Source organism: Caulobacter sp. 05T431, assembly GCF_056665975.1.
Window position 1 is genome coordinate 61,010 of record NZ_JBFTKU010000003.1, and the last position, 21,528, is coordinate 82,537.

The 21,528-nt window shown below is 68.0% G+C and carries 23 protein-coding genes; 9 read left to right on the forward strand and 14 right to left on the reverse strand.

The window, feature by feature from the left end:
• Positions 1 to 5: 5 nt before the first annotated feature.
• The 3 genes from hemF to AC1U89_RS04125 are packed head-to-tail and all read right to left on the reverse strand — an operon-like array spanning position 6 to position 1,804.
• Positions 6 to 887, reverse strand: a complete 882-nt coding sequence (hemF, locus tag AC1U89_RS04115) for an oxygen-dependent coproporphyrinogen oxidase (RefSeq protein ID WP_479898437.1) — start codon at positions 885 to 887, stop codon at positions 6 to 8.
• Positions 888 to 947: 60 nt separating this feature from the next.
• Positions 948 to 1,334 (reverse strand): hypothetical protein, encoded by a 387-nt coding sequence (locus tag AC1U89_RS04120; protein WP_479898438.1) that lies wholly within the window; start codon positions 1,332 to 1,334, stop codon positions 948 to 950.
• Entirely contained in the window at positions 1,331 to 1,804 is a 474-nt protein-coding gene (locus AC1U89_RS04125) for a tRNA (cytidine(34)-2'-O)-methyltransferase (RefSeq protein WP_479898439.1), read from the reverse strand. The genes AC1U89_RS04120 and AC1U89_RS04125 overlap by 4 nt, the downstream gene beginning before the upstream one ends.
• A gap of 206 nt (positions 1,805 to 2,010) precedes the next feature.
• Here AC1U89_RS04125 and petA point away from each other — a divergent pair, with 206 nt between their 5' ends.
• From petA to AC1U89_RS04140, 3 genes are read left to right on the forward strand one after another with little or no spacing between them, the layout of a single operon-like run.
• Complete coding sequence (petA, locus tag AC1U89_RS04130) at positions 2,011 to 2,562, forward strand: ubiquinol-cytochrome c reductase iron-sulfur subunit (protein ID WP_479898440.1); 552 nt, start codon at positions 2,011 to 2,013, stop codon at positions 2,560 to 2,562.
• 5 nt (positions 2,563 to 2,567) lie between these two features.
• On the forward strand, positions 2,568 to 3,887 hold the full coding sequence (locus AC1U89_RS04135) for a cytochrome b (RefSeq protein ID WP_479898441.1): 1,320 nt from the start codon (positions 2,568 to 2,570) through the stop codon (positions 3,885 to 3,887).
• A gap of 5 nt (positions 3,888 to 3,892) precedes the next feature.
• Positions 3,893 to 4,747: a cytochrome c1 gene (locus AC1U89_RS04140; protein WP_479898442.1), complete on the forward strand. Its 855-nt coding sequence runs from the start codon at positions 3,893 to 3,895 to the stop codon at positions 4,745 to 4,747.
• Between the two features lie 66 nt (positions 4,748 to 4,813).
• On the opposite strand, the gene AC1U89_RS04145 is transcribed toward AC1U89_RS04140, so the two are convergent.
• The 6 genes from AC1U89_RS04145 to ychF all read right to left on the reverse strand — a co-directional run bounded on the left by AC1U89_RS04145 (position 4,814) and on the right by ychF (position 9,388).
• The gene (locus AC1U89_RS04145) at positions 4,814 to 5,590 is read right to left on the reverse strand and encodes a pepsin/retropepsin-like aspartic protease family protein (RefSeq protein ID WP_479898443.1); all 777 of its coding nucleotides are present in this window, start codon (positions 5,588 to 5,590) and stop codon (positions 4,814 to 4,816) included.
• A gap of 54 nt (positions 5,591 to 5,644) precedes the next feature.
• Positions 5,645 to 6,094 (reverse strand): hypothetical protein, encoded by a 450-nt coding sequence (locus AC1U89_RS04150; RefSeq protein WP_479898444.1) that lies wholly within the window; start codon positions 6,092 to 6,094, stop codon positions 5,645 to 5,647.
• Positions 6,091 to 6,777, reverse strand: coding sequence for a dienelactone hydrolase family protein (locus AC1U89_RS04155; protein WP_479898446.1), 687 nt, complete (start codon positions 6,775 to 6,777; stop codon positions 6,091 to 6,093). The genes AC1U89_RS04150 and AC1U89_RS04155 overlap by 4 nt, the downstream gene beginning before the upstream one ends.
• Positions 6,778 to 7,470 carry a hypothetical protein gene (locus AC1U89_RS04160; RefSeq protein WP_479898448.1) on the reverse strand — a complete coding sequence of 231 codons (693 nt, stop codon included), beginning with the start codon at positions 7,468 to 7,470 and terminating at the stop codon, positions 6,778 to 6,780.
• Between the two features lie 71 nt (positions 7,471 to 7,541).
• The gene (locus AC1U89_RS04165) at positions 7,542 to 8,222 is read right to left on the reverse strand and encodes a dienelactone hydrolase family protein (protein ID WP_479898449.1); all 681 of its coding nucleotides are present in this window, start codon (positions 8,220 to 8,222) and stop codon (positions 7,542 to 7,544) included.
• A 65-nt stretch (positions 8,223 to 8,287) separates the two neighbouring features.
• Positions 8,288 to 9,388 carry a redox-regulated ATPase YchF gene (gene ychF / locus AC1U89_RS04170; RefSeq protein ID WP_479898451.1) on the reverse strand — a complete coding sequence of 367 codons (1,101 nt, stop codon included), beginning with the start codon at positions 9,386 to 9,388 and terminating at the stop codon, positions 8,288 to 8,290.
• A 1,016-nt stretch (positions 9,389 to 10,404) separates the two neighbouring features.
• On the opposite strand from ychF, the gene AC1U89_RS04175 reads away from it, so the two are divergent.
• A complete protein-coding gene (locus tag AC1U89_RS04175) occupies positions 10,405 to 10,599 on the forward strand; it encodes a hypothetical protein (RefSeq protein ID WP_029907117.1) in 195 nt (64 codons plus the stop codon).
• 32 nt (positions 10,600 to 10,631) lie between these two features.
• Here the strand turns inward: AC1U89_RS04175 and AC1U89_RS04180 are convergent, their stop codons facing one another.
• From AC1U89_RS04180 to AC1U89_RS04190, 3 genes are all read right to left on the reverse strand, one after another.
• On the reverse strand, positions 10,632 to 10,880 hold the full coding sequence (locus AC1U89_RS04180; protein WP_479898452.1) for a DUF2188 domain-containing protein: 249 nt from the start codon (positions 10,878 to 10,880) through the stop codon (positions 10,632 to 10,634).
• 249 nt (positions 10,881 to 11,129) lie between these two features.
• Complete coding sequence (cobS, locus tag AC1U89_RS04185; protein ID WP_479898454.1) at positions 11,130 to 12,137, reverse strand: cobaltochelatase subunit CobS; 1,008 nt, start codon at positions 12,135 to 12,137, stop codon at positions 11,130 to 11,132.
• A 147-nt stretch (positions 12,138 to 12,284) separates the two neighbouring features.
• Positions 12,285 to 12,662 (reverse strand): RcnB family protein, encoded by a 378-nt coding sequence (locus AC1U89_RS04190; protein WP_479898456.1) that lies wholly within the window; start codon positions 12,660 to 12,662, stop codon positions 12,285 to 12,287.
• A 233-nt stretch (positions 12,663 to 12,895) separates the two neighbouring features.
• Here AC1U89_RS04190 and AC1U89_RS04195 point away from each other — a divergent pair, with 233 nt between their 5' ends.
• Both AC1U89_RS04195 and AC1U89_RS04200 read left to right on the forward strand, forming a co-directional pair.
• Entirely contained in the window at positions 12,896 to 13,606 is a 711-nt protein-coding gene (locus tag AC1U89_RS04195) for a phosphatase PAP2 family protein (protein WP_479898458.1), read from the forward strand.
• A 26-nt stretch (positions 13,607 to 13,632) separates the two neighbouring features.
• Positions 13,633 to 14,535 carry a hypothetical protein gene (locus tag AC1U89_RS04200; protein WP_479898460.1) on the forward strand — a complete coding sequence of 301 codons (903 nt, stop codon included), beginning with the start codon at positions 13,633 to 13,635 and terminating at the stop codon, positions 14,533 to 14,535.
• A gap of 1 nt (position 14,536) precedes the next feature.
• On the opposite strand, the gene AC1U89_RS04205 is transcribed toward AC1U89_RS04200, so the two are convergent.
• Positions 14,537 to 15,193 (reverse strand): J domain-containing protein, encoded by a 657-nt coding sequence (locus tag AC1U89_RS04205; RefSeq protein WP_479898461.1) that lies wholly within the window; start codon positions 15,191 to 15,193, stop codon positions 14,537 to 14,539.
• Between the two features lie 59 nt (positions 15,194 to 15,252).
• Here AC1U89_RS04205 and AC1U89_RS04210 point away from each other — a divergent pair, with 59 nt between their 5' ends.
• Positions 15,253 to 15,525, forward strand: coding sequence for a BolA family protein (locus AC1U89_RS04210; RefSeq protein ID WP_479898463.1), 273 nt, complete (start codon positions 15,253 to 15,255; stop codon positions 15,523 to 15,525).
• Positions 15,526 to 15,629: 104 nt separating this feature from the next.
• The gene (gene cdd, locus AC1U89_RS04215) at positions 15,630 to 16,073 is read left to right on the forward strand and encodes a cytidine deaminase (protein ID WP_479898464.1); all 444 of its coding nucleotides are present in this window, start codon (positions 15,630 to 15,632) and stop codon (positions 16,071 to 16,073) included.
• Positions 16,074 to 16,145: 72 nt separating this feature from the next.
• Here the strand turns inward: cdd and AC1U89_RS04220 are convergent, their stop codons facing one another.
• Positions 16,146 to 18,176: an alpha/beta hydrolase family protein gene (locus tag AC1U89_RS04220; protein WP_479898465.1), complete on the reverse strand. Its 2,031-nt coding sequence runs from the start codon at positions 18,174 to 18,176 to the stop codon at positions 16,146 to 16,148.
• A 390-nt stretch (positions 18,177 to 18,566) separates the two neighbouring features.
• On the opposite strand from AC1U89_RS04220, the gene AC1U89_RS04225 reads away from it, so the two are divergent.
• Positions 18,567 to 21,437, forward strand: a complete 2,871-nt coding sequence (locus AC1U89_RS04225) for a TonB-dependent receptor domain-containing protein (RefSeq protein WP_479898467.1) — start codon at positions 18,567 to 18,569, stop codon at positions 21,435 to 21,437.
• Positions 21,438 to 21,528 lie beyond the last annotated feature (91 nt).

The window sequence follows — 21,528 nt, forward strand, 5'->3', positions numbered from 1 at the left end:
GGCTTTTACGGCCACTTCACCTCGGGCGGCATCGAGCTGAGGATCGACTCGACGTTGCCGCCGGTCTTCAGGCCGAACATCGTGCCGCGGTCGTAGAGCAGGTTGAACTCCACATAGCGGCCGCGCTGCACCAGCTGCTGCTCGCGCTCGTCCGGCGTCCAGGCCTCGCCCATGCGGCGGCGGACCAGCTCGGGATAGATCTCCAGGAACGCCTTGCCGACGTCCTGGGTGAAGGCGAAGTCCTTGGACCAGTCGCCGCTGTCGTGGTGGTCGTAGAAGATACCGCCGATGCCGCGCGGCTCGTTCCGGTGCGGTAGGAAGAAGTACTCGTCGCACCAGGCCTTGTACTTGGCGTACCAGGCCGGGTCGTGGGCGTCGCAGGCGCGCTGGTAGGCGGCGTGGAAGTCGATCGCGTCGGGGAAGTCCTGCCGGCGCTGGTAGCCGAGCAGGGGCGTCAGATCGCCGCCGCCGCCGAACCAGCTCTTGGTCGTGGCGATGAAGCGGGTGTTCATGTGCACAGCCGGCACGCGCGGATTGCGCATGTGGGCGATCAGGCTGATCCCGGTGGCGAAGAAGCGCGGGTCCTCGGCCGCGCCGGGCATGTTCTTCGCCATCTCCGGCGTGAAGGTTCCGAACACGGTGGAGACGTGCACGCCGACCTTCTCGAACAGGCGGCCATGCATCATCGACATGACGCCGCCGCCGCCGGCCTCGCGGTCCCAGGGCTTGCGGACGAACCGCCCAGCCTCGCCGGTATAGAGATCTGCGGGGGCCTGGTCCTCCAGCCGTTCGAATTCCGCGCAGATCTGGTCGCGCAGGCTTTCGAACCAGGCGCGGGCCGTGGCTTTCTTCTGGTCGAGGGTCAGGGCGTCGGTGGGCGTGCTCATGGGCAGCGGATTAAGCGTTCGTCGGGCGGGGCGCAAATACGCAGCGATCCGTAAGCGCCATTACGGTCCAATGGTCGGAGGCCAGCCGGTGCGTTCCATCTCAGCCTGCATCCGACCGATTTCGCGCCCGGCGGAGACCAGGCCGACGATCATCAACGACGCGATCAGCGCGCCGGGCGCGCCCATGACCAGCAAGGCCCGCCAGGGGCGTCGACCCAGGCCGCGCCAGCCGAAGATCGTGGTTGCGAGGATCAGGGCGATGATCGCCAGGCCCAGGCCGCTGGTCAGGGCCGGGCCCACGACATCCTCGCCGTCATAGTCCATCAGGAAGGCGGCGAGGCTGAGCGACATCAACAGCGCGGCTACGGCGTTGATGAGGCTGAAAAGCACGGCGAGCGCTCGGGCGCCGCCGGACGCCTTGGGACGCGGCGCGATCGCTTCGGTCATGTGTTGTCCCCCATCCCCGGGAACCCGTCGGTCTGCCGCAGGGCCTCGCCCAGGGCCATGGCCGCCGTCGTCGCCAGGTTCATCGACCGGGCCTCGGGGCGCAAAGGGATCGTCAGGCGCGAAAAGGCGGTCTCATGAACCTCAGGTGGCGCGCCGCGGCTCTCGTTGCCGAACAACAGGGTGTCGCCCGCCTGGAAATCGAACTTGTGGAACGGCGCCGTCGCCTTGGTGGTGAACAGCAGCAATCGGCCCTCGCGGCGTTCCGGCGCGGCGAGAAACGCCTCCCACGACGCGTGGCGGATCATGTGCGTCAACGGACCATAGTCGAGGGCCGCGCGCTTCAAGCTCTTGTCGTCCAAGGGGAAACTGCAGGGCTCGATGATGTCCAGACCCACCCCCAGACAGGCGCCCAAACGGATGGCGGCGCCCACGTTCTGAGGAATGCCGGGTTGAAAAAGCGCGAGCCGCATTCTAAGCGAACCAACCATAGAGCCAGCAGGGGCATTTGCTGCGAATCGAAAGGGCTTGCGGACTTCGTCCGCGCGTCCGATAGGACGATCCGCTTTTGCCTGTTGTGGCGAAGACCCGTTCGCGGGTCCAGACAGTATGCGCCGACAGGCGTTTTCCAGGCCGGGCCGTCTCAAGGGCGGCGCGGCGGCATCGAAGGGTGACTTGGGTGGCCGACACCGCCGTGGGCGCAAAAACTGATCCGGCGCATGGGGAAGACCCCAGCCGTCGGGATTTCATCTACATCGCATCGATGACGGTCGCCGCCGGCGGCGCGGTCGCGTTGGCGTGGCCGTTCATCGACCAGATGAACCCCTCGGCCGATACGCGGGCCCTGGCGTCGATCGAGTTCGACGTGACCAAGGTCGGCGAAGGCCAGCAGGTCGTCGTCAAATGGCGCGGCAAGCCGCTGTTCGTGCGCAACCGGACCAAGGCCGAGATCGCCAAGGCGGTCGCGGACGACGGCGCGTCGATGAAGGATCCGCAGAAGGACGCCGATCGCGTGAAGCCGGGCAAGGCCCAGTGGCTGATCGTCGGCGGCAACTGCACCCACCTCGGCTGCGTCCCGACCTTCGGCGGCGGCGAGTACGGCGGCTGGTTCTGCCCGTGCCACGGCTCGGTCTACGACACCTCGGGTCGTATTCGTAAGGGTCCGGCTCCCAAGAACCTGATCGTTCCGGAGTACGCCTTCCTGTCCGACACCAAGGTCAAGATCGGTTAAGCGAGATGAGCGGACATTCGACCTACGAACCCAAGACCGGTTTCGAGCGCTGGCTCGACGCCCGTCTGCCGATCGTGCGCCTGGGCTACGACAGCTTCGTCGACTACCCCACGCCGCGTAACCTGAACTACTGGTGGACCTTCGGCGGCATCCTGTCGCTGTGCCTGGCCTCGCAGCTGATCACCGGCATCATCCTGGTGATGCACTACACGCCCAGCGCCGACCACGCCTTCGCCAGCGTCGAGCACATCATGCGCGACGTGAACTACGGCTGGCTGATCCGCTACATGCACGCCAACGGCGCGTCGATGTTCTTCATCGCCGTCTACATCCACATGCTCCGCGGCCTCTACTACGGCTCGTACAAGGCGCCGCGCGAAGTGCTGTGGCTGCTGGGCTGCGTGATCTACCTGCTGATGATGGCCACCGCCTTCATGGGCTACGTCCTGCCCTGGGGCCAGATGTCCTTCCACGGCGCGGTCGTGATCACCAACCTGTTCGGCGCCCTGCCGGTCGTGGGCGAGAGCATCACCACCTGGCTGTGGGGCGGCTTCGCCGTCGACAACCCCACCCTGAACCGCTTCTTCTCGCTGCACTACCTGCTGCCCTTCATGATCGCGGGCGTCGTGATCCTGCACATCTGGGCGCTGCACGTGGTGGGCCAGAACAACCCGACCGGCGTCGAGCCCAAGTCGAAGGCCGACACCGTGCCCTTCACCCCGTACGCGACGGTGAAGGACGGGTTCGCGATGAGCGTCTTCCTGATCCTCTTCGCCTGGTTCGTCTTCTTCATGCCCAACGCCCTGGGCCACGCCGACAACTACATCCCGGCCAACCCGCTGGTGACGCCGTCGCACATCGTTCCGGAGTGGTACTTCCTGCCGTTCTACGCGATCCTGCGCGCCGTCMCGGACAAGCTGATGGGCGTGCTGGCCATGTTCGGCGCCATCGCCTGCCTGTTCGCCCTGCCGTGGCTGGACACCTCGAAGGTGCGCTCGATGCGCTACCGCCCGACCGCGAAGGTCCACTTCTTCATCTTCGTGGTGGCGTGCTGCATCCTGGGCGTCTGCRGCGCCAAGCTGCCGGACGACCAGGTCATCCCGGGCGTCACCACCTTCCAGCTGATGGCTTCGGACCTGAACAGCTTCGTCTGGCTCAGCCGCGTGGCCGCCCTGTACTACTTCGCTTTCTTCCTGGTGATCCTGCCGATGCTGGGCCTGACCGAAAAGACCCTGCCGGTGCCGGACTCCATCGCTTCCCCCGCCCTGTCGCACCCGGCCGCCGCGCCGGCCGAAGCGACCGCCGCGCCTGAAATGAAGGGCTGATCCCGATGCTGCGCAAACTCTCCGTCATCGCAGCGGTCGCGGGTCTCCTGGCGGCCGGCGCCGCCGGTCCGGCCCTGGCCGCCCACGGCGCCCTGCCGGCCAAGGAAGTCCACTGGTCGTTCGACGGCCCGCTCGGCAAGTTCGACCAGGCCCAGCTGCAGCGCGGCTACAAGGTCTATCGGGAGGTCTGCTCGGCCTGCCACTCGATGAGCCTGGTGTCGTTCCGCAACCTCGGCGACAAGGGCGGTCCGTTCTACGACAAGAAGTACCCGAACTCGAACGACAACCCGTACGTCAAGGCGATCGCCAAGGACTACGAGGTCGCCGACATCGACAACGAGACCGGCGACGCGATCAAGCGTCCGGCCACCCCGGCCGACCGCTTCCCGTCGCCGTTCCCGAACGAGGCCGCGGCCCGCGCCAGCAACGGCGGCGCCCTGCCGCCGGACATGTCGCTGCTGGCCAAGGCCCGAGAAGAGGGTCCGAACCACATCTACTCGATCATCACCGGCTACGCGGCTCCGCCGCCCGGCCTGAAGATGGATCCGACCCAGCACTACAACCAGTACATGACGGGCGACCTGTCGTCGTACTGGTCGGGCCCGAAGGAACACGTTCCGCCGGGCGGCTTCATCGCGATGGCCCCGCCGATCAAGGCCGGCCAGGTGACCTTCGACGACGGCACGCCGTCGACGCTGGACCAGGAAGCCAAGGACGTCGCGGCCTTCCTGATGTGGGCCGCCGAGCCCAAGCTGGAAGAGCGCAAGCAGACCGGCGTCGTCGTGCTGGTTTACCTGCTGATCTTCGCTGGCCTGCTCTACGCCAGCTACCGCCAGGTCTGGAAGAACGAGTCGCACTGAGCGGCCCGTTCCAAGGCTTGAGACATCAGGGCCCGGCGGCGACGCCGGGCCCTTTTTCTTGGCCGGTCAGCGCTCGGCCGGGACGGGGGTCAGCCACRGGCGCCGGGCCTCCGGGTCCAGCCGCAGGCGATAGCCGGCCAGCAMCTGGACGCCGAGCGCCCCCACCACGCCGTCGGGCAGGTCGCCGGCCCGCACGGCCGGCAGGTTCTCCCGCAGGGTCCCGTCCAGCGACAGCGCCCGCAGGGTTCCAGCCGGCTTCTGGCGCGGCCCGTCGGCGGCTCCCCGGGCCCGCACGCCGCCGTTGGAGGCGGTGTCCAGGGCGAAGGGACCGGCCATGCCCTTAAGGCCGTCCGAGGCCGCMGCGAGGACCGTGGGCACGCCGCCGACCACTGTGACCGGCAAGCCGCCCTTCCGCCCCGCTTTCCGGCCTCCAGGGGCGCTTCCCGGGCGCTCCAGGCGCAGGCGGCAGGGCGAGAAGTCCAGGGTGATCGCGTAGCGGTCCAGGATGTCGGCCCCGATCACCCCGGCGATCGGCGTGGAGAAGCCGACGGCGCGATAGTCCAGGCTCTGGACGGCGATCGGCGCCGCCTCGACGGTCCGGCCGGCCAGGCGCACCGGCAGGGTCAGGGCGGTGTCGGTGAAGCCCGCGCGCTGGGCGATGTCGACGTGCAGCAGGGTGCGGGGCGCCGACAGGTCGATGACGTAATCGCCGGCGATCCCGCCGATCGCGGCCGGGGCGACGACCGCGCCGTTCTCGAACCAGCAGGCCGTCTCGCCGGCCATGGCCGGACCGCCATGCGCCGCCAGCAGGCTCAGGATCAGCAGGGAGGCGGCGCGACGCATGGGCCCGATCCTAGCCAAGGTTTCGACCGTCGGCGACCGCTCTCGGCGGCGCGATCAGGGGCCTGCCCAGCCCGCGTCGGGCGGGACCATCGCCTTGGGGAAGTTGGCCGGGTAGACCACCTGTTCAAGGCCGGTCACCTGCATTTCGCAGCGACCCGTGACGGAGGGGCAGAACATCGTCCCCGTGGCGGTGACGGTGAGGCCTTGGAGAGACGTTAAGGTCAACGGCGTCCGGGTCTTGAAGCGCCGCCCGTAGTCCACGCCGATCATCACCTCCAATATGTGGTCGAGCGCCTGGCGGGCCTGGCTGTCCGGCAGGGTTCGATACCGGATCGCGGCGCAGTCGGACGGATAGTTCAGCAGCGAGTCGTGCCGACCCATGGTCAGCGTCGTCCGGATCGCGAACTTGCGGCCGACATAGTCGCGCGGCGCGGCCGCCACGGCGCAGGCGTCGACCGTGGGCGCCGGAGCGACGACGGCGGCGGCGAGGATCAGGGCGATCATGCCTCGCCCCGGCCGCCGCCCGACCGCTGGAACAGCTGCAGGGTGCGCAGCATGGCCAGGCTGGCGCTGTCGGCGTGATAGCCGTTGGGCGCCACGAAGGCGTGGCCGGCGTCGTAGAGCCAGACCGGCAGGTCCGGATGGGCGGCGGAGATTTTCTCGACGTCGGCCAGCTGGATCATCGGGTCCGTGCGGCCGAAGTGCAGGATGGTCGGGACCTTGGGCTGCTCGTCGACATAGCTGGCGATGTCGCCGCCGTAGAAGCACGAGACGGCCGTCAGCCCCGTGCAGCGGGCCGAGGCCAGCCAGGCCGTGGTTCCGCCGAAGCAGAAGCCCATGGCGAAGACTTTTTCACCCTTCTCCGCGAGGGCGTCGATCGCCGCCTGCACGCGGGGCAGGGCCGCCGCCCCCCAGCCGCTGGCCAGGCCCAGGGTCATCCGGGCGTCCAGGTTCGGCGGGTCGAGGTCGGCGGTCGGGAAGGGGGCGTCCGCGGCGTCCAGCAGGCTGGGCGCGATCACCTCGTAGCCCTGGTCGGCCAGGCTGTCGGACAGGGCGCGGATGTGCGGCGTCACCCCCCAGATGGCGTGCAGGATCACCAGCCCGCCCCGCCGCGCATCGCCGGGCGGGGCGTGATAGGCCGAGACGGGCTCGCCGTCGGCCGTCGTCAGGGTGATCTGCTCGCCCATCTAGCCCTTCTTCTTGTCGGCCAGGGTGCAGGCCGCGCCGGCCGCCTTGGCCTCGTCGCAGGTCAGCGACGACTGGACGGCGGTCGAGCCCGGCGCCGGGGCGTCGACGATGTAGCCGCCGCCGCTCTTGCAGGCGATCTCGTAGCGCAGGATCGGCGGGCTCCCGCCGCCGCCCAGGAAGGTCCCGTCGGCCACCACGCAGCTGGGCGAGGCCTTGGCGGCCAGGGGCTTGAGGCCCGCGACGGGGGCGGCGTTGCCCGGCAGGCCGCAGACCATGCCCTTGGGCCAGGACTTGCCGGCGGCCAGGGCCCCGGTGTCCAGGGCCAGGCAGTCGTTCAGCTGCGGCTTGCCGTCGGGTCCGGTGCTGATGATCCAGCCCAGGGCGTCCTTGCAGGCGATCTCGTACTCGGGCTTGCTGCTGGGACGGGCCGACAGGGGCGCGGCGTCGATCACCTCGCACGGCGCGTGCAGGTCGGCGGCGAGCTTGGCGGCCGCCCGAACCTGCATCGGATTGCCCGGCGTGCGCGGACTCAGGCGCGCCGTCGGACGATTCACCGAGCTGTACTCCCTCATGTTGTATTGCTGGACGCCTGTAGGCGCGACGGGCGGCGGCGGCGGCCCTTGGGCGAATGCGCTCCCCGCGAGCCCCGCCAGGGCGGCGGTCAGGACGAATAGGCGGCCGATCTTCAGCATGGGAACCCCCCGACGGATTGACTGAGCCCTAGGTTGTATCGGCTTGCTCCGGGCCGCAAGCCCCGGCGACGCTAGCCGGCGCCGTGGGCCTGGAACAGGGCCAAGGACCGCTGGCGGGCCAGCTTGGCGTCGTCGAGGTCGGAGTCCGGACGGCCGTCGTTGTTGAAGCCGTGGCCGCTGTTCTCGTAGATGTGGACCGGCACGTCGGGATGCGCCTGGGCGAGCTTGGCCTTCACGTCGTCGGCGGGGATGTGGCCGTCCTTGCGCCCCAGGTGGACGACGACCGGCGCGTTCAGCGGCAGCGCGGCGTTGGCGGCGATCATGCTGCCGTAATAGGCCGCCCCGGCCGCCAGGCCCTTCAGCTTGCTCGCCGCCAGCCAGACCAGCGAGCCGCCCAGGCAGTAGCCGACCGCGAACACCGGTCCGCGCTGGGCCAGCTCGTCGATGCAGGCCTGGATGTCGGACAGCATGGCGTCCAGCCCCACCGCGCCGACATTGGCGACGCCGGTCTGGAAGCCCTGCGGGTCATGCTCGGCCACGTAGCCGGGCGTCACGCGGTCGAAGATCGACGGGGCCAGCACCTCGAACCCCAGGGCCGACCAGCGGGCGACGTCCGCGTGGACGTATTGGTCCAGGCCGAAGATCTCCTGCACCACCACGATCCCGCCCTTGCGAGCCCCCTGGGGCTGGGCGTGGGCGGCGGTGAACGGGAAGCCGTCGATGGCGGAGGTGAGGGTGACGGTGTCGGTCATGCGAGGCGCTCGGAACGGGGTGTGGAAACGAAAACGGCCGGGGATGAGCCCGGCCGTTCGAGGTTCTAGACGTTGAACCGGAAGTGCATCACGTCGCCGTCCTTGACGACGTAGTCCTTGCCCTCGGCCCGCATCTTGCCGGCTTCCTTGGCGCCGCTTTCGCCGCCCAGCTTGACGAAGTCGTCATAGGCGATGGTCTCGGCGCGGATGTAGCCCTTCTCGAAGTCGGTGTGGATCACGCCGGCCGCCTGYGGGCCGGTGTCGCCCACGTGGATGGTCCAGGCGCGGGCCTCCTTGGGGCCGACCGTGAAATAGGTCTGCAGGCCCAGGAGGTTGTAGGCCTCGCGGATCAGGCGGTTCAGGCCCGGCTCTTCCAGGCCCAGGGTCTCGAGGAATTCGCTGCGTTCGTCGGCGTCGAGCAGGGCGATCTCGCTCTCGATCTGGGCCGAGATGACCACGGCCTTGGCGTTGTCCTTGGCGGCGCGCTCGGCGACCAGGTCGCTGTACTTGTTGCCCTTGTCGGCGCTGCCTTCCTCGACGTTGCAGACATAGAGGGCCGGCAGCGAGGTCAGCAGCTGCAGCATGTGCCAGGCCTTCTCGTCGTCCGGGTCCACCTTGGCCGAGCGGGCGGGGCGGCCTTCGCGCAGCTGGGCCAGGGCCAGGTTGATCAGGCGCAGGGTGTTGGCGGCGTCCTTGTCGCCGCCGGTCTTGGCCTTCTTCTCAATGGCCGGGACGCGCTTCTCCAGGCTCTCCAGGTCGGCCAGCATCAGCTCCATCTCGATGATCTCGAGATCGCTGAGCGGGTCGATGCGGCCTTCGACGTGGGTGATGTCGTCGTCCTCGAAACAGCGGGCCACGAAGGCCACGGCGTCGCAGTCGCGGATGTTGGCCAGGAACTGGTTGCCCAGGCCTTCGCCCTTGGACGCGCCGCGCACCAGGCCGGCGATGTCGACGAAGGTGATCCGGGCCGGGATGATCTCCTTGGAGCCGGCGATCTTGGCCAGGGCGTCCAGGCGCGGCTCGGGCACGGCCACGTCGCCGGTGTTGGGCTCGATCGTGCAGAAGGGATAGTTCGCGGCCTGGGCGGCGGCGGTCTGCGTCAGCGCGTTGAACAGGGTGGACTTGCCGACATTGGGCAGGCCGACGATGGCGACTTTAAGGGCCATGGAACTCTCGGTGGATTTCGTTGGCGCGCGCTTAGCATGGATCGGCGGGGAAGTCCTGTTTGGTGCGAGCCGCGCCTGCGCGCACTTGCCCCCTACGGACCGCGCCCCTCCCCCTGTGGGGGAGGTGATCGCGCAGCGATCGGTGGGGGGAGTTTTGGGATCGTCGGTCCGGGTTGTGGCCATCGACCGATCGCTCCCCCCTCCGGCCTTCGGCCACCTCCCCCACAGTGGGAGGGACTTTGGTGGCGCGGCTTCGCGCTCTCACGCGGAAGACCGCTGAGTCGTTGGAAAGGGACGCGGAGCGCCGKACATCGTCCGGAAGAAATTAGAGAATACCGTTTCGACGAAGCCCGATCGCTCCGCGCGGTCGTTATCCGGAAGCGCGGCGGCGCTGAGCCCTGTTCGGACCTCGCCGCCTTGAAGCCTCCGACGGGCGGGCTGGATCAACGATCCCCAGTCCCGGACCGCGAGCGTCTCACCGCCCGCCTGCTGCTCTCTCGACCCTCACGTCACGTCGTATCTGTGGACCACGCCCGACCGGCACCAGAGCCGTGAGGTTGTTCCGGTCCCTACCGAACGCGGACCGGATCCGACAGAGCTTCCCGCTCGATCGCCCCCGCCGCCGCATCGGTCGCTGGCCATGCGCCCTTTCCCGCGTCGAGGTGGGAACAGGATACGGGCGTCGGGGAGGGGGAGCATAAGTTTGGTCGAAAAAGTTCAGGGCGTTGAAATTACTGGGGTTCGTTCGCTATCCGCCGAGCATAGGTCGCCCACACGGAACCCTCTCCCAGAGGGAGAGGGCAGGGTGAGGGGTTACGACGCCAGCCGGAGAGCCGGCAGGGCGGTCCGAACGAAACTGGCACGGTGAAACCCCTCACCCTCCCACGCCTGCGGCGCGGGCCCCTCCCTCTCCCTCTGGGAGAGGGGGTATCGCTCTGTCGGCCGTCCGACGGACGCGGGGCGCGGAACCTGCCTAGCCTGGGCTCTGATCAGGAGCGCGCCGAGGGGCTGGCGACTTGGGGCAGACCTACACCTTCGTGGCCTTGACGGCGGACGGCCGCTCGCCGTTCCTCGACGTCCGCGTCTTCGAGAACGGCGAGGACCCGGCGGTCCATGCGCGCGAGCTGCTGGCCGAGCATCGCAGCTGCGCGCGGATCGAGGTCTGGGACGGCGTGGTCCGCCTGTTCGAGGTGGGGCGCGACCCCGCCTGAGTCCTCGCGTCCCTAGGGCCTGTTTTGGGGACCTATTTCTTACCGTCGACCACGTGGGTGGTCGGACGGTCGTCGCCGGCCGACAGCTCGTCGTGCCAGCGACCGCGGTCGTCCTCGTAGGAGATGCCCGTCTCCTCGCCGGCGATCCGCTGCTCGCYGGCCGCGCGCTGGGCCGCGTGCAGGGCCGCGTCGTGGGTCTTGAAGGTCTCGGAGAACACGTCGCCCACCTTGTAGGCCCAGCCGCCGTCGTGCTCGACGATGATGTAGGTGATCTCGGTCATGGGCCTGGCTCCGTTTGAAGGCTCGTTTTTGAAACTGCGCCTCGATGGCCACGGTTCCAAGGGGGAAGTCTTGAACGGAGCGGCTGTCGTCCTTCTCCCCTTGCGGGAGAAGGTGTCGGTCGAAGACCGACGGATGAGGGGCTCTCAAACGAAAACCGCCGCGACCGGCCTTAGGGCTGATCGCGGCGGTTCTGTTCCTCGACCCCACTTCGTGGGGCCACCCTCTCCCGCAAGGGGAGAGGGAAGTTCCTAGGCCACCTTCACCCGCGCCGCGCTCTCGGGCAGGTCGGTACCGAACGCGCGCTGGAAGAACTCGGCCACGGTCGGCCGTTCCAGCTCGTCGCACTTGTTCAGGAAGGTCAGGCGGAAGGCCAGGCCGATGTCCTTGTCGAAGATCTCGGCGTTCTGGGCCCAGGTGATCACCGTGCGCGGGCTCATGACGGTGGAGATGTCGCCGTTCATGAAGGCGTTGCGGGTCATGTCGGCCACGCGGACCATGGCGGCGATCGCGCGCTTGCCGTCCGGCGTGTCGTAGGACGGGTTCTTGGCCAGGACGATGCCGGCCTCGACGTCGTGGTCGAGGTAGTTCAGCGTCGTGACGATCGACCAGCGGTCCATCTGGCCTTGGTTGATCTGCTGGGTGCCGTGATAGAGGCCGGTGGTGTCGCCCAGACCGATGGTGTTGGTCGTCGAGAACAGGCGGAAATACGGATTGGCGCGGATCACCCGGTTCTGGTCCAGCAGGGTCAGCTTGCCGCCGGCTTCCAGCACGCGCTGGATGACGAACATCACGTCCGGCCGGCCGGCGTCGTATTCGTCGAACACCAGGGCGATCGGGCGCTGCAAGGCCCAGGGCAGGATGCCTTCGCGGAACTCGGTGACCTGCTTGCCGTCCTTCAGGACGATGGCGTCCTTGCCGACCAGGTCGATCCGCGACACGTGGCTGTCGAGGTTCACGCGCACCAGCGGCCAGTTCAGCCGGGCGGCGATCTGCTCGATGTGGGTCGACTTGCCGGTGCCGTGATAGCCCTGGACCATCACGCGGCGGTCGTTGGCGAAGCCGGCGCAGATGGCCTTGGTCGTCTGCGGATCGAACTTGTAGGCCGTGTCGATGTCCGGGACGTGGCTGTCCTTGTGGCTGAAGGCAGGCACCTTCATGTCGCTGTCGACGCCGAACGCGTCGCGGAGCGTTACCCACTTGTCGGGGGCCAGGGTGATCAGGGGATCGGCGGCGTGGCTGTCGGTCAGGTCGGGCATGATGCTTTTCGCTTACCGCTTTGACGTGGGGGGAGGGAAGGGCGAAGGCCAGTCCTGCATGGAAAAAACACCGCGCGAACGCAAACGCCCCGGACGGTTGGACCGTCCGGGGCGCTCGCTACAGGTCTTGGAAAGGCTCGAGGAAGCCTAGTTGTTGGCGATGATCACCGAGGCGATCAGGCCGGTGGCGATGGCCGCCAGGACGTACTGGTCGTCCACGCGCTGCCAGCGGTAGCCGCGGGGCGGGGCGCGCAGGCCGTGGCGGCGATAGTCGCTCACATAGTAGCCGTTGCCGCGATAGCGGGCGTCCAGGCGCTGGCCGCGCTGCCAGCGACGGTAGTCGCGGCGCTCGTCGCGGCGGTCGTAGCGATGGTCGCGACGGTCGTCATGACGGTCGTAGCGGCTGTCATGCCGTTGGTCGTAGCGATGGTCGTCGCGGTATTGGCCGGCGGCCATGGCCGTCCCCGACAGGGCGGTCCCGGCCAGCAGGGTGGCGGCCAGGGTGGTGATGATCAGACGCTTCATAACGAGGTCCTTTCCTGTTGCGTGGCAGTCCGACACTGCCGAACCTCTTCGATAGTCCGACACTAGCGAGAGTGGTTTGGACCGGGGATGAACGGCGCGGGTCAGGAATGGTTCATCATGTTTCGTGGGCGAAACATTTCGATGATCGGCTAGAATACTGGAGGGCGCGAAATCCAGCTTTGTGCGTTCACTTGCACATGATGCGTTTTCCCTCCTTTCAACCTCGCCGGGATTTGCCGCGACTGTTCGCGGCGGCGCGCGGCGAGCTGGGCGCGGTGGCCGCCTTGCTCGTGCTGGCGGGCGGCGCCCTGGCCTTCCTGGACCTGTCCGAGGACGTGGCCGAGGGCGACACGGCGGCCTTTGACCTGGCGATCCTCAAGGCCCTGCGCCTGCCCGGCGATCCCAACAGCCTGATCGGGCCCAAGTGGCTGCACGTGGCCGCGGCCGACGTCACGGCCCTGGGCTCGATCACGGTGCTGAGCCTGGTGGTGACCCTGGCCCTGGCCCTGATGCTGAGCCTCCGGCGCTGGAGCGAGGCCCTGGTGGTGCTGGTCGGGGCCGGCGGCGGGGTGGCGATCAGCCAGGGCCTCAAGCAGTTGTTCGGGCGCGAGCGGCCGGACCTGGTCTATCGCGCGGTCGAGGCGGCCAATCCCAGCTTCCCGTCCGGCCACGCCATGCTGTCGGCCGTGGTGTTCCTGACCCTGGGCGCCCTGGCGGCGCGGTTCGCCACCCTCAAGCGGGTCAAGGCCCTGGCCCTGGGGGCGGCGGTGCTGCTGAGCCTGCTGGTCGGGGCGTCGCGGATCTATCTGGGCGTCCACTGGACCAGCGACGTCCTGGCCGGCTGGAGCCTGGGCGCGGCCTGGGCCATGGCCTGCTGGGTGGCGGCGTGGTGGTGGGAGCGGAGGGCGGAGTGCGGGCTCGACCGGAAGTCGCGCAAGGTCTAGCTTTCCGCCACATCGGGCGGGGGTGCATGATCGGGAAATTCGGAAAGCTGGGACTCGCGGTCCTTGCCGGAGCGCTGGCCGTGGCCGTGGCGCTGAGCGTCCGCCTGGCCCGCCAGCCGCCGCCGATCTTTCCGTTGCCGCCCCTGACGAACGGCGCGATCCCGGCCGATACCCCCGAACCGGGCGGCCCGACGGCCGACGAGCTGCGCGAGAACCTGAAGGAGGGACGCGAGGCGGAGGCCGCGCCGCTGGCCCAGTGGCCCGGCGTGGCGCGACGCGAGGGCGATGTCCTGACGATCGCCGCCGGTGGCCGCGACTTGGCCAGCTTCACCGACGGGGGCTATTGCGATGGCTTCGACCAGTGCAGCCACTGGCGGTTCCAGGGCGTCATGACCCTGGGCGGCAAGGCCTATCCCTGGCTGACCCTGTTCCAAGGGGAAGGCTCGGATATCGCCTACCTGGTCACGCCGGGCGGCGACCTGATCGGCGCGGCGGGCCAGCCGGCCGTCTCGCCGGACCGGCGCTGGCTGGTCGTGACGTTCGACGAGGGCGACATGGGCGGCGGCATGACGATCTTCGAGGTTCGGCCGCAGGGGCCGGTCCGGGTCGCCGACAGCGGGGACGGCGACCTGGGATGCGAGCCGGGCAAATGGACGGCCGAGGGCCTGTCCCTGACCTGTTCGCTCGCGGCCGAGAAGGATTATCGGTGGGTCAGGGCCCGGCTGGTCCGCGATCAGGCCGGCTGGCGCGTGGTGCAGACGGCCGAGCTGGACGCGACGCGAAAGCACGTCCTGGCCAAGCCGATGGCTCCGCTGACCGAGATCGCCATCCCCGCCGTGGACGACAAGGTCGGCGATGTCGGCGCGGCCTACGAGATCGGCAAGGGCTATCGCAAGCTGGCGCCGGCGATAGCCGCGCCCCAGAGCTGAGCTACTTCGCCAGCCCGGACTTCTGCAGCGTCTTGTACGCCTTGATCACCCGCTGGAGCTTGTGCTCGGCGCTGCGGTCGCCGCCGTTCATGTCGGGGTGGCAGCGCTTGAGCAGGTCCTTGTAGCGGGCGCGGATCGCCGCGCCGTCGGCGCCGGCCTCCAGGTCAAGGTCGGCCAGGGCCTGGCGCTCGAGCTTGCCCAGGGCGCGTCCGGCCGCCGAGGCCGCCGATTCGGCCCGGCGCTTCTCGGCGCGGAACAGGCCGAAGGGGTCGTTCAGGTGGCGGGCGTCGCGCGCGGCGGCGGCGGCGGCCTCGCGCGAGCGCGAGTCGGCCTTCATCGACCAGGTCGGCCGGCCGCCGGTCATCTTCTCCTGCTCCTGCTGGGCGCGGATCTGGCCCTCGCTCATGCCGGCGTAGAAGTTCCAGTTCTTGTTGTACTCGGCCGCGTGGCGCTGGCAGAAATTGTAGTAGACCCCCGGCATGTCGCGCGACTTGGGCGCCTTGGCCGTGGCGGCCKAGCGGCATTCGGGGTGATCGCAGCGCACTTCGCCCGGTTTCAAGGCGTAGACGTCGTTCTCCCGCGCCGCTTCCTCCGGCGATTTCGGGGGGCGGACACGGATGTCGAAAAACTTGGGGCGATATTCGAAGTCGGCGCTCATGGCGCTTAGAGTAAGCCGCAGCTATTTGCGTTCAAGGATTGACAAGCAAGGAAGCGATCATGGGCGCCGTCGCCGATGCCATCACCGCCAAACTGAACCACGCGTTTTCGCCCACCCGGCTGGAGGTCGTCGACGACAGCCACCGCCATCACGGCCATGCCGGGCACCGCGAGGGCGGGGAGAGCCACTTCAACCTGCTGATCGAGGCCGAGGCCTTTGCGGGCAAGGCCCGCGTGCAGCGTCAGCGCCTGATCTTCCAGGCCCTGGCCGAGGAGATGGCGGGCCCCGTGCACGCCCTGTCGATCGTGGCCAAGGCGCCGGGCGAAGCTTGACCCTTTCGCGTGAAAACGGGCTTGCCAGGGCGGCCCGCGACTGATTGCCTCTGCGCCCGGCGCGATCCCGCAACGACGCGGGTTCCGCCGGCGACGAGGCCGGCATGAGCGCGACAGACACCACCACCCCGATCCCCATCTTCCTGGACGAGGACAGCGAGGCCGCCCTGGCCGCCGCCCTGCCGGCCCTGCTGGCGCGGTCCTACGCCCGCTATTCCAACTTCACGGTCGCCGCCGCGGTGATCGACGCCGACGGCCGCGCCCACCTGGGGGTCAATGTCGAGAACGCCGCCTATCCGTCGGGCACCTGCGCCGAGCAGACGGCGATCGGGGCGATGGTCACGGCCGGCGGGCGCAAGATCGCCAAGGTGCTGATCGCCGCCGGCTCCGACGCCGTGGTCCAGCCTTGCGGCGCCTGCCGCCAGCGCATCGCCGAGTTCGCGGCCGACACCTGCGAGATCGTCTCGGTCCAGGCCGGCAAGGCCACGCGCCGCACGCCGTTCTGGAGCCTGCTGCCCKACTCGTTCGGTCCCAAGGACCTGGATTAGGGGACGGGTCCAGCGGCCACGAAAAAGGGGCGGCCCGGAGGCCGCCCCTTCGTTCGTCCGCCCTGGGGCCGATCAGAGGCCGCCGGGGCCGCAGCCGGTCTTCAGGTAGTTCTCGATCTCGGTCAGCTGGGTCTCCAGCATGGCCGGGGTCATGAAGTTGTACTGGTGACCCATGTCCTTGATCTCGAGGTACTTGTAGGTCTTGCCGGCCGCCTTCAGGGCGCCGACGAAGCGGCGGGATTCCTCGACCTCGACCGTCTGGTCGCGATCGCCGTGATAGATGAAGATCGGGATCGAGACGTTCTTGGCGTTGGGCAGCGGGTCCAGGCCGTCGATGGTCGGGCGCTGGTATTCCCGCAGGAAGCGCTCGTTGTAGGTCTCGCCCTGGAAGCGCTTGATCTCGGCCACGCCCGCCCCGGCGATCGAGCACTGGTAGAGGCCGTTGGGCCGGATGGCGGCGGCGTAGGCCGCATAGCCGCCGTAGGAATAGCCGAACAGGGCGATGCGGTCGGGCGCGGCCAGCTTCTGGTCGATCAGGTACTTGGCCGCGTCGTCGTTGTCGTCCTGCATGGTCTTGCCCCACTGGGCGTCGCCGGCCCGGGCCAGCTTGGAGCCCCAGCCTTCCGAGCCGCGGAACTGGGGCTGGATCACCACATAGCCGCGCGAGGTGAAGTACTTGGTCCAGCCCGAGACGTCCCAGTCCAGCTCGTCGCGGGCCGAGGGGCCGCCGTGCGGCAGGACGATGGCGGGGAAGGGCCCCTCGCCGTAGACGTCCTTGGGCGGGGTGTGCAGGAAGGCCGGGATCATCAGGCCGTCGCGGGCCTTGTATTCCACCAGGCGGGACTCGCCCAGCTTGGCGGCGGCCAGCTGCGGACGCGACTTGCCCAGCAGGGTCAGCTTGGTCCCGTCGGTCAGCAGGTAGTATTCCGGCGGCAGGTTCGGACCCGACTTGCGGATCAGGACGTACTTCTTGTCCTTGGACCAGTCGGTGATCTCGGCGCCGGCCCCGTCGGGATAGCTGAACTTGGCGGTGGGCGCGCCGCCCGGATCGGTCCAGGCCAGGCTGACGGTCTTGACCCCCAGGGCGCCGGGCGCGTTCTTGGCGATGGCCGCCAGGGTGGGGTCGACCCAGTAGTCCCGCCGGTTCTCGGCGGCGTAGCTGAAGCCCAGCAGCTTGCCGTCGTCGTCGAGGATCGGGCTGTCGGCGTCGAAGAGCTTAATTTCGAAAGCCGGCTCGGTGATCTTCTTCTGCGCGATGTCGTATTCGTAGATCCCGGTCTTGTCGGCGTCGCCCTGGCGGACGTTGACATAGATGATGTTGGGATCGTCGCTGAAGCCGACCACGGTCATCAGGTTGCGGTCCTTGGCGTACGAGCGCCAGTGCTCCACCCATTCGCCGGTCTTCGGATCGCGGATCTGCTGGCCGATATAGACCTTGCCGGCGTCGAAATCGACTTTCTGGCGGGCGCGCAGCTCGCCCTTGTGGTCGGCCTGCAGGCCGCCGAAATGGTCGGAACCCCGGGTCACGCGGTCGGCCGAGCCGTCGTACAGGTCGACCTTGTAGACGTCGCCGGAGCCGGTGAAGTTGGTGTTCAGCACCAGGATGTGGCGCGGATCGTTGGGCATCCGGCTCAGGATCGAGGGGTTGCTGACGGCCTGGGCGAACTCCTCGTCCTCGGTCTTGCCCCGGTTCTCGGGCAGGGCCGGCTTCCAGTCCGAGCCCTTCAGGTCGGTGATGTAGAGCTTCTGCAGGTGGGTCTTGGTCGCGCCGTAGGTCCAGGTCTGCTGGGCCAGGACCGCCAGGCGGTCGTTCTTGACGAAGTCCATCCCCATCAGCTGCATCTTGGCCGAACCCAGGATGGCGGGCGCCTTGTCGGGATTGGCGGTTTCCCAGATGGCGATGACCTTGTTCTCGCCGTCCTGCGAGACCAGGCCGGCGATGTGCTGGCCGTCGGGCGAGATGCTGACGTTGTCGATCTGGGCGTAGCGGGCGAAGTCCTTGGCCACGGGCGGCGCCGCTGGCGCCTGGGCCTGAACCGCCAGGGGCGCCGTCGCCAGACAGAACGCGGCGCCGACGAGCAATCCTAAATTGTATGAACGCATGATGCTGCCCAAAGTCCTCGGATTGGAAAAAGATTCCGTTTTGTAAGCGTGATCTTACTTAGCGTCGGTCCCTTTTCCGACACGCGCCGCGACCGGCGAAAGACCCCCGCCTAGGGTAATCTATCCAGATTGCATCGGTCTCCAACCCACCGATTACCGGTGTAACGCCGCACAAAGCGGCGCCATGGCGTGTTCGTGGCGGGACTGTGACCAGATTGTAACGCTGTTCGGCGGAAGTTTGCTCGTGCGCTTCTTATCGTTGAGCGACGCGGTGAAGGTGAATAGCGTTCTCTGCAATCGGGGGTGACGCAATTTTTTAGTCGTGCCCCGGCATGCTTAACTGCAGGGGTTCCTATGCTCGACCGCAAGTTACTGCTCACAAGTTCAATCTTGGCTGGCGCCATCGCCCTTTCGGCGGTCCCGGCGGCCTTCGCCCAGACGACGACCGCGCCGGCCGCGACGTCCGACAGCGAAGTCGAAGCCCTGATCGTCACCGGTTCGCGCATCAAGCGGAACGAGTACACCAGCGCCTCGCCGATCCAGGTGATCACCTCCGAGCAATCGACCCTGCAAGGCCTGGCCGACACGGGCGACATCCTGCAGAAGTCGTCGGCCGCCAGCGGTTCGTTCCAGTCGAACAACCTGCTGACCGGCTATGTGATCACCGGCGGTGAGAACATCAGCAGCATCTCGCTGCGCGGCCTGGGCGCCAACCGCACCCTGGTCCTGCTGAACGGCCGCCGCCTGGCGCCGGCCGGCCAGGGCGGCACCGTCGGCCCGGTCGACCTGAACGTCCTGCCGTCGTCGATCATCGACCGCACCGAAATCCTGAAGGACGGCGCCTCGTCGATCTACGGCTCCGACGCCGTGGCCGGCGTCGTCAACATCATGACCAAGAAGGACTTCGACGGCGTCGAGCTGAACGTCTACGGCTCGGTCCCGACCCGCGGCGAAGGCGAGACCTACCGGATCTCGGGCACCGCCGGTAAGGTGTTCGACAAGGGCTACATCAACCTCACCGCCGACTACAACGAGCAGAAGGCGCTGAAGGTCAAGGACCGCAAGTACACCTCCTGCGCCGAAGACTACCGCTTCGACGCCGTGACCGGCGCGCGCGTCGACTTCATCGATCCGGCGACCGGCCACTACAAGTGCTACAACGCGGTCAACAACGCCTGGCAGGCGGCCGACGTCTACGGCGGCATCTTCCAGTACGACCCGACCCTGTCCAAGGCCCCTCCCGGCGGCTATCCGGCGGCGGGCCTGACCACGCGCGGCTTCCTGCCCGACTGGGTGCGCGCCGCCCGCGCCGGCCAGCCGGCCACCTATCCGTACGCCAACTACGACAACGCGGCCTACCAGAACTCGGACGCGATCTCGCCGGTCAAGCGCGGCACGATCTACCTGACGGGCAGCTACGACATCACGCCGAACGTCGAGGCCTACACCGAAGTGCTGCTGAACCGCCGCAAGTCGTCGGGCACCAGCATCATGTACCTGTTCGAGACCGTGTCGGGCGACAACCCCAACAACTCGGTCGCCCCCGGCCTGCAGGCCGGCGGCGCGTCGGGCGACGCCATCCCGCTGATCCTGCTGCCGCACTTCCAGCGCGAGACGATCGACTACGGCCGGGTCGTCGGCGGCCTGCGCGGCACCATCAACGGCGCCGGCTTCCTGAACAACTGGGACTGGGACGTCTACGGCCAGTACGGCAAGTCCGACGCCAAATACACCAGCGACTTCATCTACGCCGACCGCGTGTACGCCACGACCGGCGGCAGCGGCCTGGGCTGCGATCCGTCCGCGATCACGATCTCCGGCGGCTCGTGCATGAACATCGACTACTTCAATCCGAACGTGCTGGCCGGCAACTTCACCCCGGCCCAGCGCGCCTTCCTGATCGGTCAGGAAACCGGCACGACCAAGTACACCCAGTACTCGTTCGAAGGCTCGATCAGCGGTGACCTGTTCACCMTGCCGGCCGGCCCGGTCGGCGCGGCGTTCGGCGCGACCTACCGCAAGGACAAGTTGGACGACACCCCCGGCTACAACGCCCAGAACGCCAACTACTGGGGCTACAGCACCGCGGGCCGCACGGCCGGCAGCGACGACGTGAAGGAAATCTACGGCGAACTGGCCATCCCGATCTTCAAGGACCTGCCGGCGATCGAGAAGCTGGATCTGAGCCTGTCGGGCCGCTACACCGACTACAAGAGCTACGGTTCGGACGAGACCTACAAGGTCGGCTTGAACTGGCAGCTGTCGTCGGCCTTCCGCATCCGCTCGTCGTACGGCACCTCGTTCCGCGCCCCGGCGCTGTACGAGCTGTACCTGGCCGACCAGACCTCGTTCTTCAACGGCGTCGACCCCTGCCGTCGCTGGGGTGAATCGACCAACACCCGCCTGCAGCAGAACTGCGCGGCCGCCGGCATCCCCGACGACTACGTGGAATCCTCGACCCCGCTGGTCAGCACCGGCGGCGGCGTGGGCCGCCTGAAGGCCGAAACCTCCAAGGCCGCCACCTTCGGCGTGATCTGGACCCCCAGCTTCATGGACCTGAGCCTGGCGCTGGACTACTTCGACATCGAGGTGAACAACGAAGTCGCCAACTTCGGGGCCGGCAACATCCTCAACGCCTGCTACGGCGGCAACAACTACCCGAACGACTTCTGCTCGCTGTTCAACCGTGACCCGGTCAGCCACGACGTCACGATCATCAACGACAACTACCTGAACGTGGCCAGCCAGAAGAACCGCGGCCTGGACTTCAACTCGCGCTACCAGCACGAGTTCACCGCCGGCAAGCTGACCATCGACGGTCAGTTCACCTGGCAGTTCGAGGACGTCACCAACCTGCTGGAAGGCGGCGAGCCGGACGACCACAACGGCGAGACCACCGAGCCGGACTTCACCGGCGTGATCAACACCCGGTTCGACCACAACGACTGGACGGTCAACTGGGCGGTCGACATGTACGGCAAGGCCTCGGACACCGAGCTGATCGACGGTGGCGATATCCACTCCAGCACCCGGTACAACAAGAACCTGTACTCCAAGCAGTACACCGAGTTCACGGCGTACCACTCGCTGACCGTGCGCAAGAAGTTCGACAACCTGTCGGTCCAGCTGGGCGTGCTGAACGTCTTCGACGAACTGCCCCCGGCCCAGTCGGCCGGCCAGTTCCGGATCGGCGTCTCGGCGCTGAACGCCTACGACCTGCGCGGTCGCCGGTTCGTGTTCGAGATCAACAAGCGCTGGTAGTCCCGTCAGCCCCGCCGCCGACCCTCACGGGCCGGCGGCGTCGGCGGGATCCAGGATCCACGACAAAAGGAAAGAGCGGCGGGAGGCTCCC

Coding starts and splice junctions, on each gene's coding strand:
- AC1U89_RS04155 (WP_479898446.1), bottom strand. CDS start 6,777: ATGGGCGAGCAGATCACCCTGACGACGGCCGACGGCGAGCCCGTCTCG.
- hemF (WP_479898437.1), bottom strand. CDS start 887: ATGAGCACGCCCACCGACGCCCTGACCCTCGACCAGAAGAAAGCCACG.
- AC1U89_RS04140 (WP_479898442.1), top strand. CDS start 3,893: ATGCTGCGCAAACTCTCCGTCATCGCAGCGGTCGCGGGTCTCCTGGCG.
- AC1U89_RS04200 (WP_479898460.1), top strand. CDS start 13,633: ATGATCGGGAAATTCGGAAAGCTGGGACTCGCGGTCCTTGCCGGAGCG.
- cobS (WP_479898454.1), bottom strand. CDS start 12,137: ATGCCCGACCTGACCGACAGCCACGCCGCCGATCCCCTGATCACCCTG.
- AC1U89_RS04125 (WP_479898439.1), bottom strand. CDS start 1,804: ATGCGGCTCGCGCTTTTTCAACCCGGCATTCCTCAGAACGTGGGCGCC.
- AC1U89_RS04120 (WP_479898438.1), bottom strand. CDS start 1,334: ATGACCGAAGCGATCGCGCCGCGTCCCAAGGCGTCCGGCGGCGCCCGA.
- AC1U89_RS04150 (WP_479898444.1), bottom strand. CDS start 6,094: ATGATCGCCCTGATCCTCGCCGCCGCCGTCGTCGCTCCGGCGCCCACG.
- AC1U89_RS04220 (WP_479898465.1), bottom strand. CDS start 18,176: ATGCGTTCATACAATTTAGGATTGCTCGTCGGCGCCGCGTTCTGTCTG.
- AC1U89_RS04210 (WP_479898463.1), top strand. CDS start 15,253: ATGGGCGCCGTCGCCGATGCCATCACCGCCAAACTGAACCACGCGTTT.
- AC1U89_RS04190 (WP_479898456.1), bottom strand. CDS start 12,662: ATGAAGCGTCTGATCATCACCACCCTGGCCGCCACCCTGCTGGCCGGG.
- AC1U89_RS04160 (WP_479898448.1), bottom strand. CDS start 7,470: ATGCTGAAGATCGGCCGCCTATTCGTCCTGACCGCCGCCCTGGCGGGG.
- AC1U89_RS04165 (WP_479898449.1), bottom strand. CDS start 8,222: ATGACCGACACCGTCACCCTCACCTCCGCCATCGACGGCTTCCCGTTC.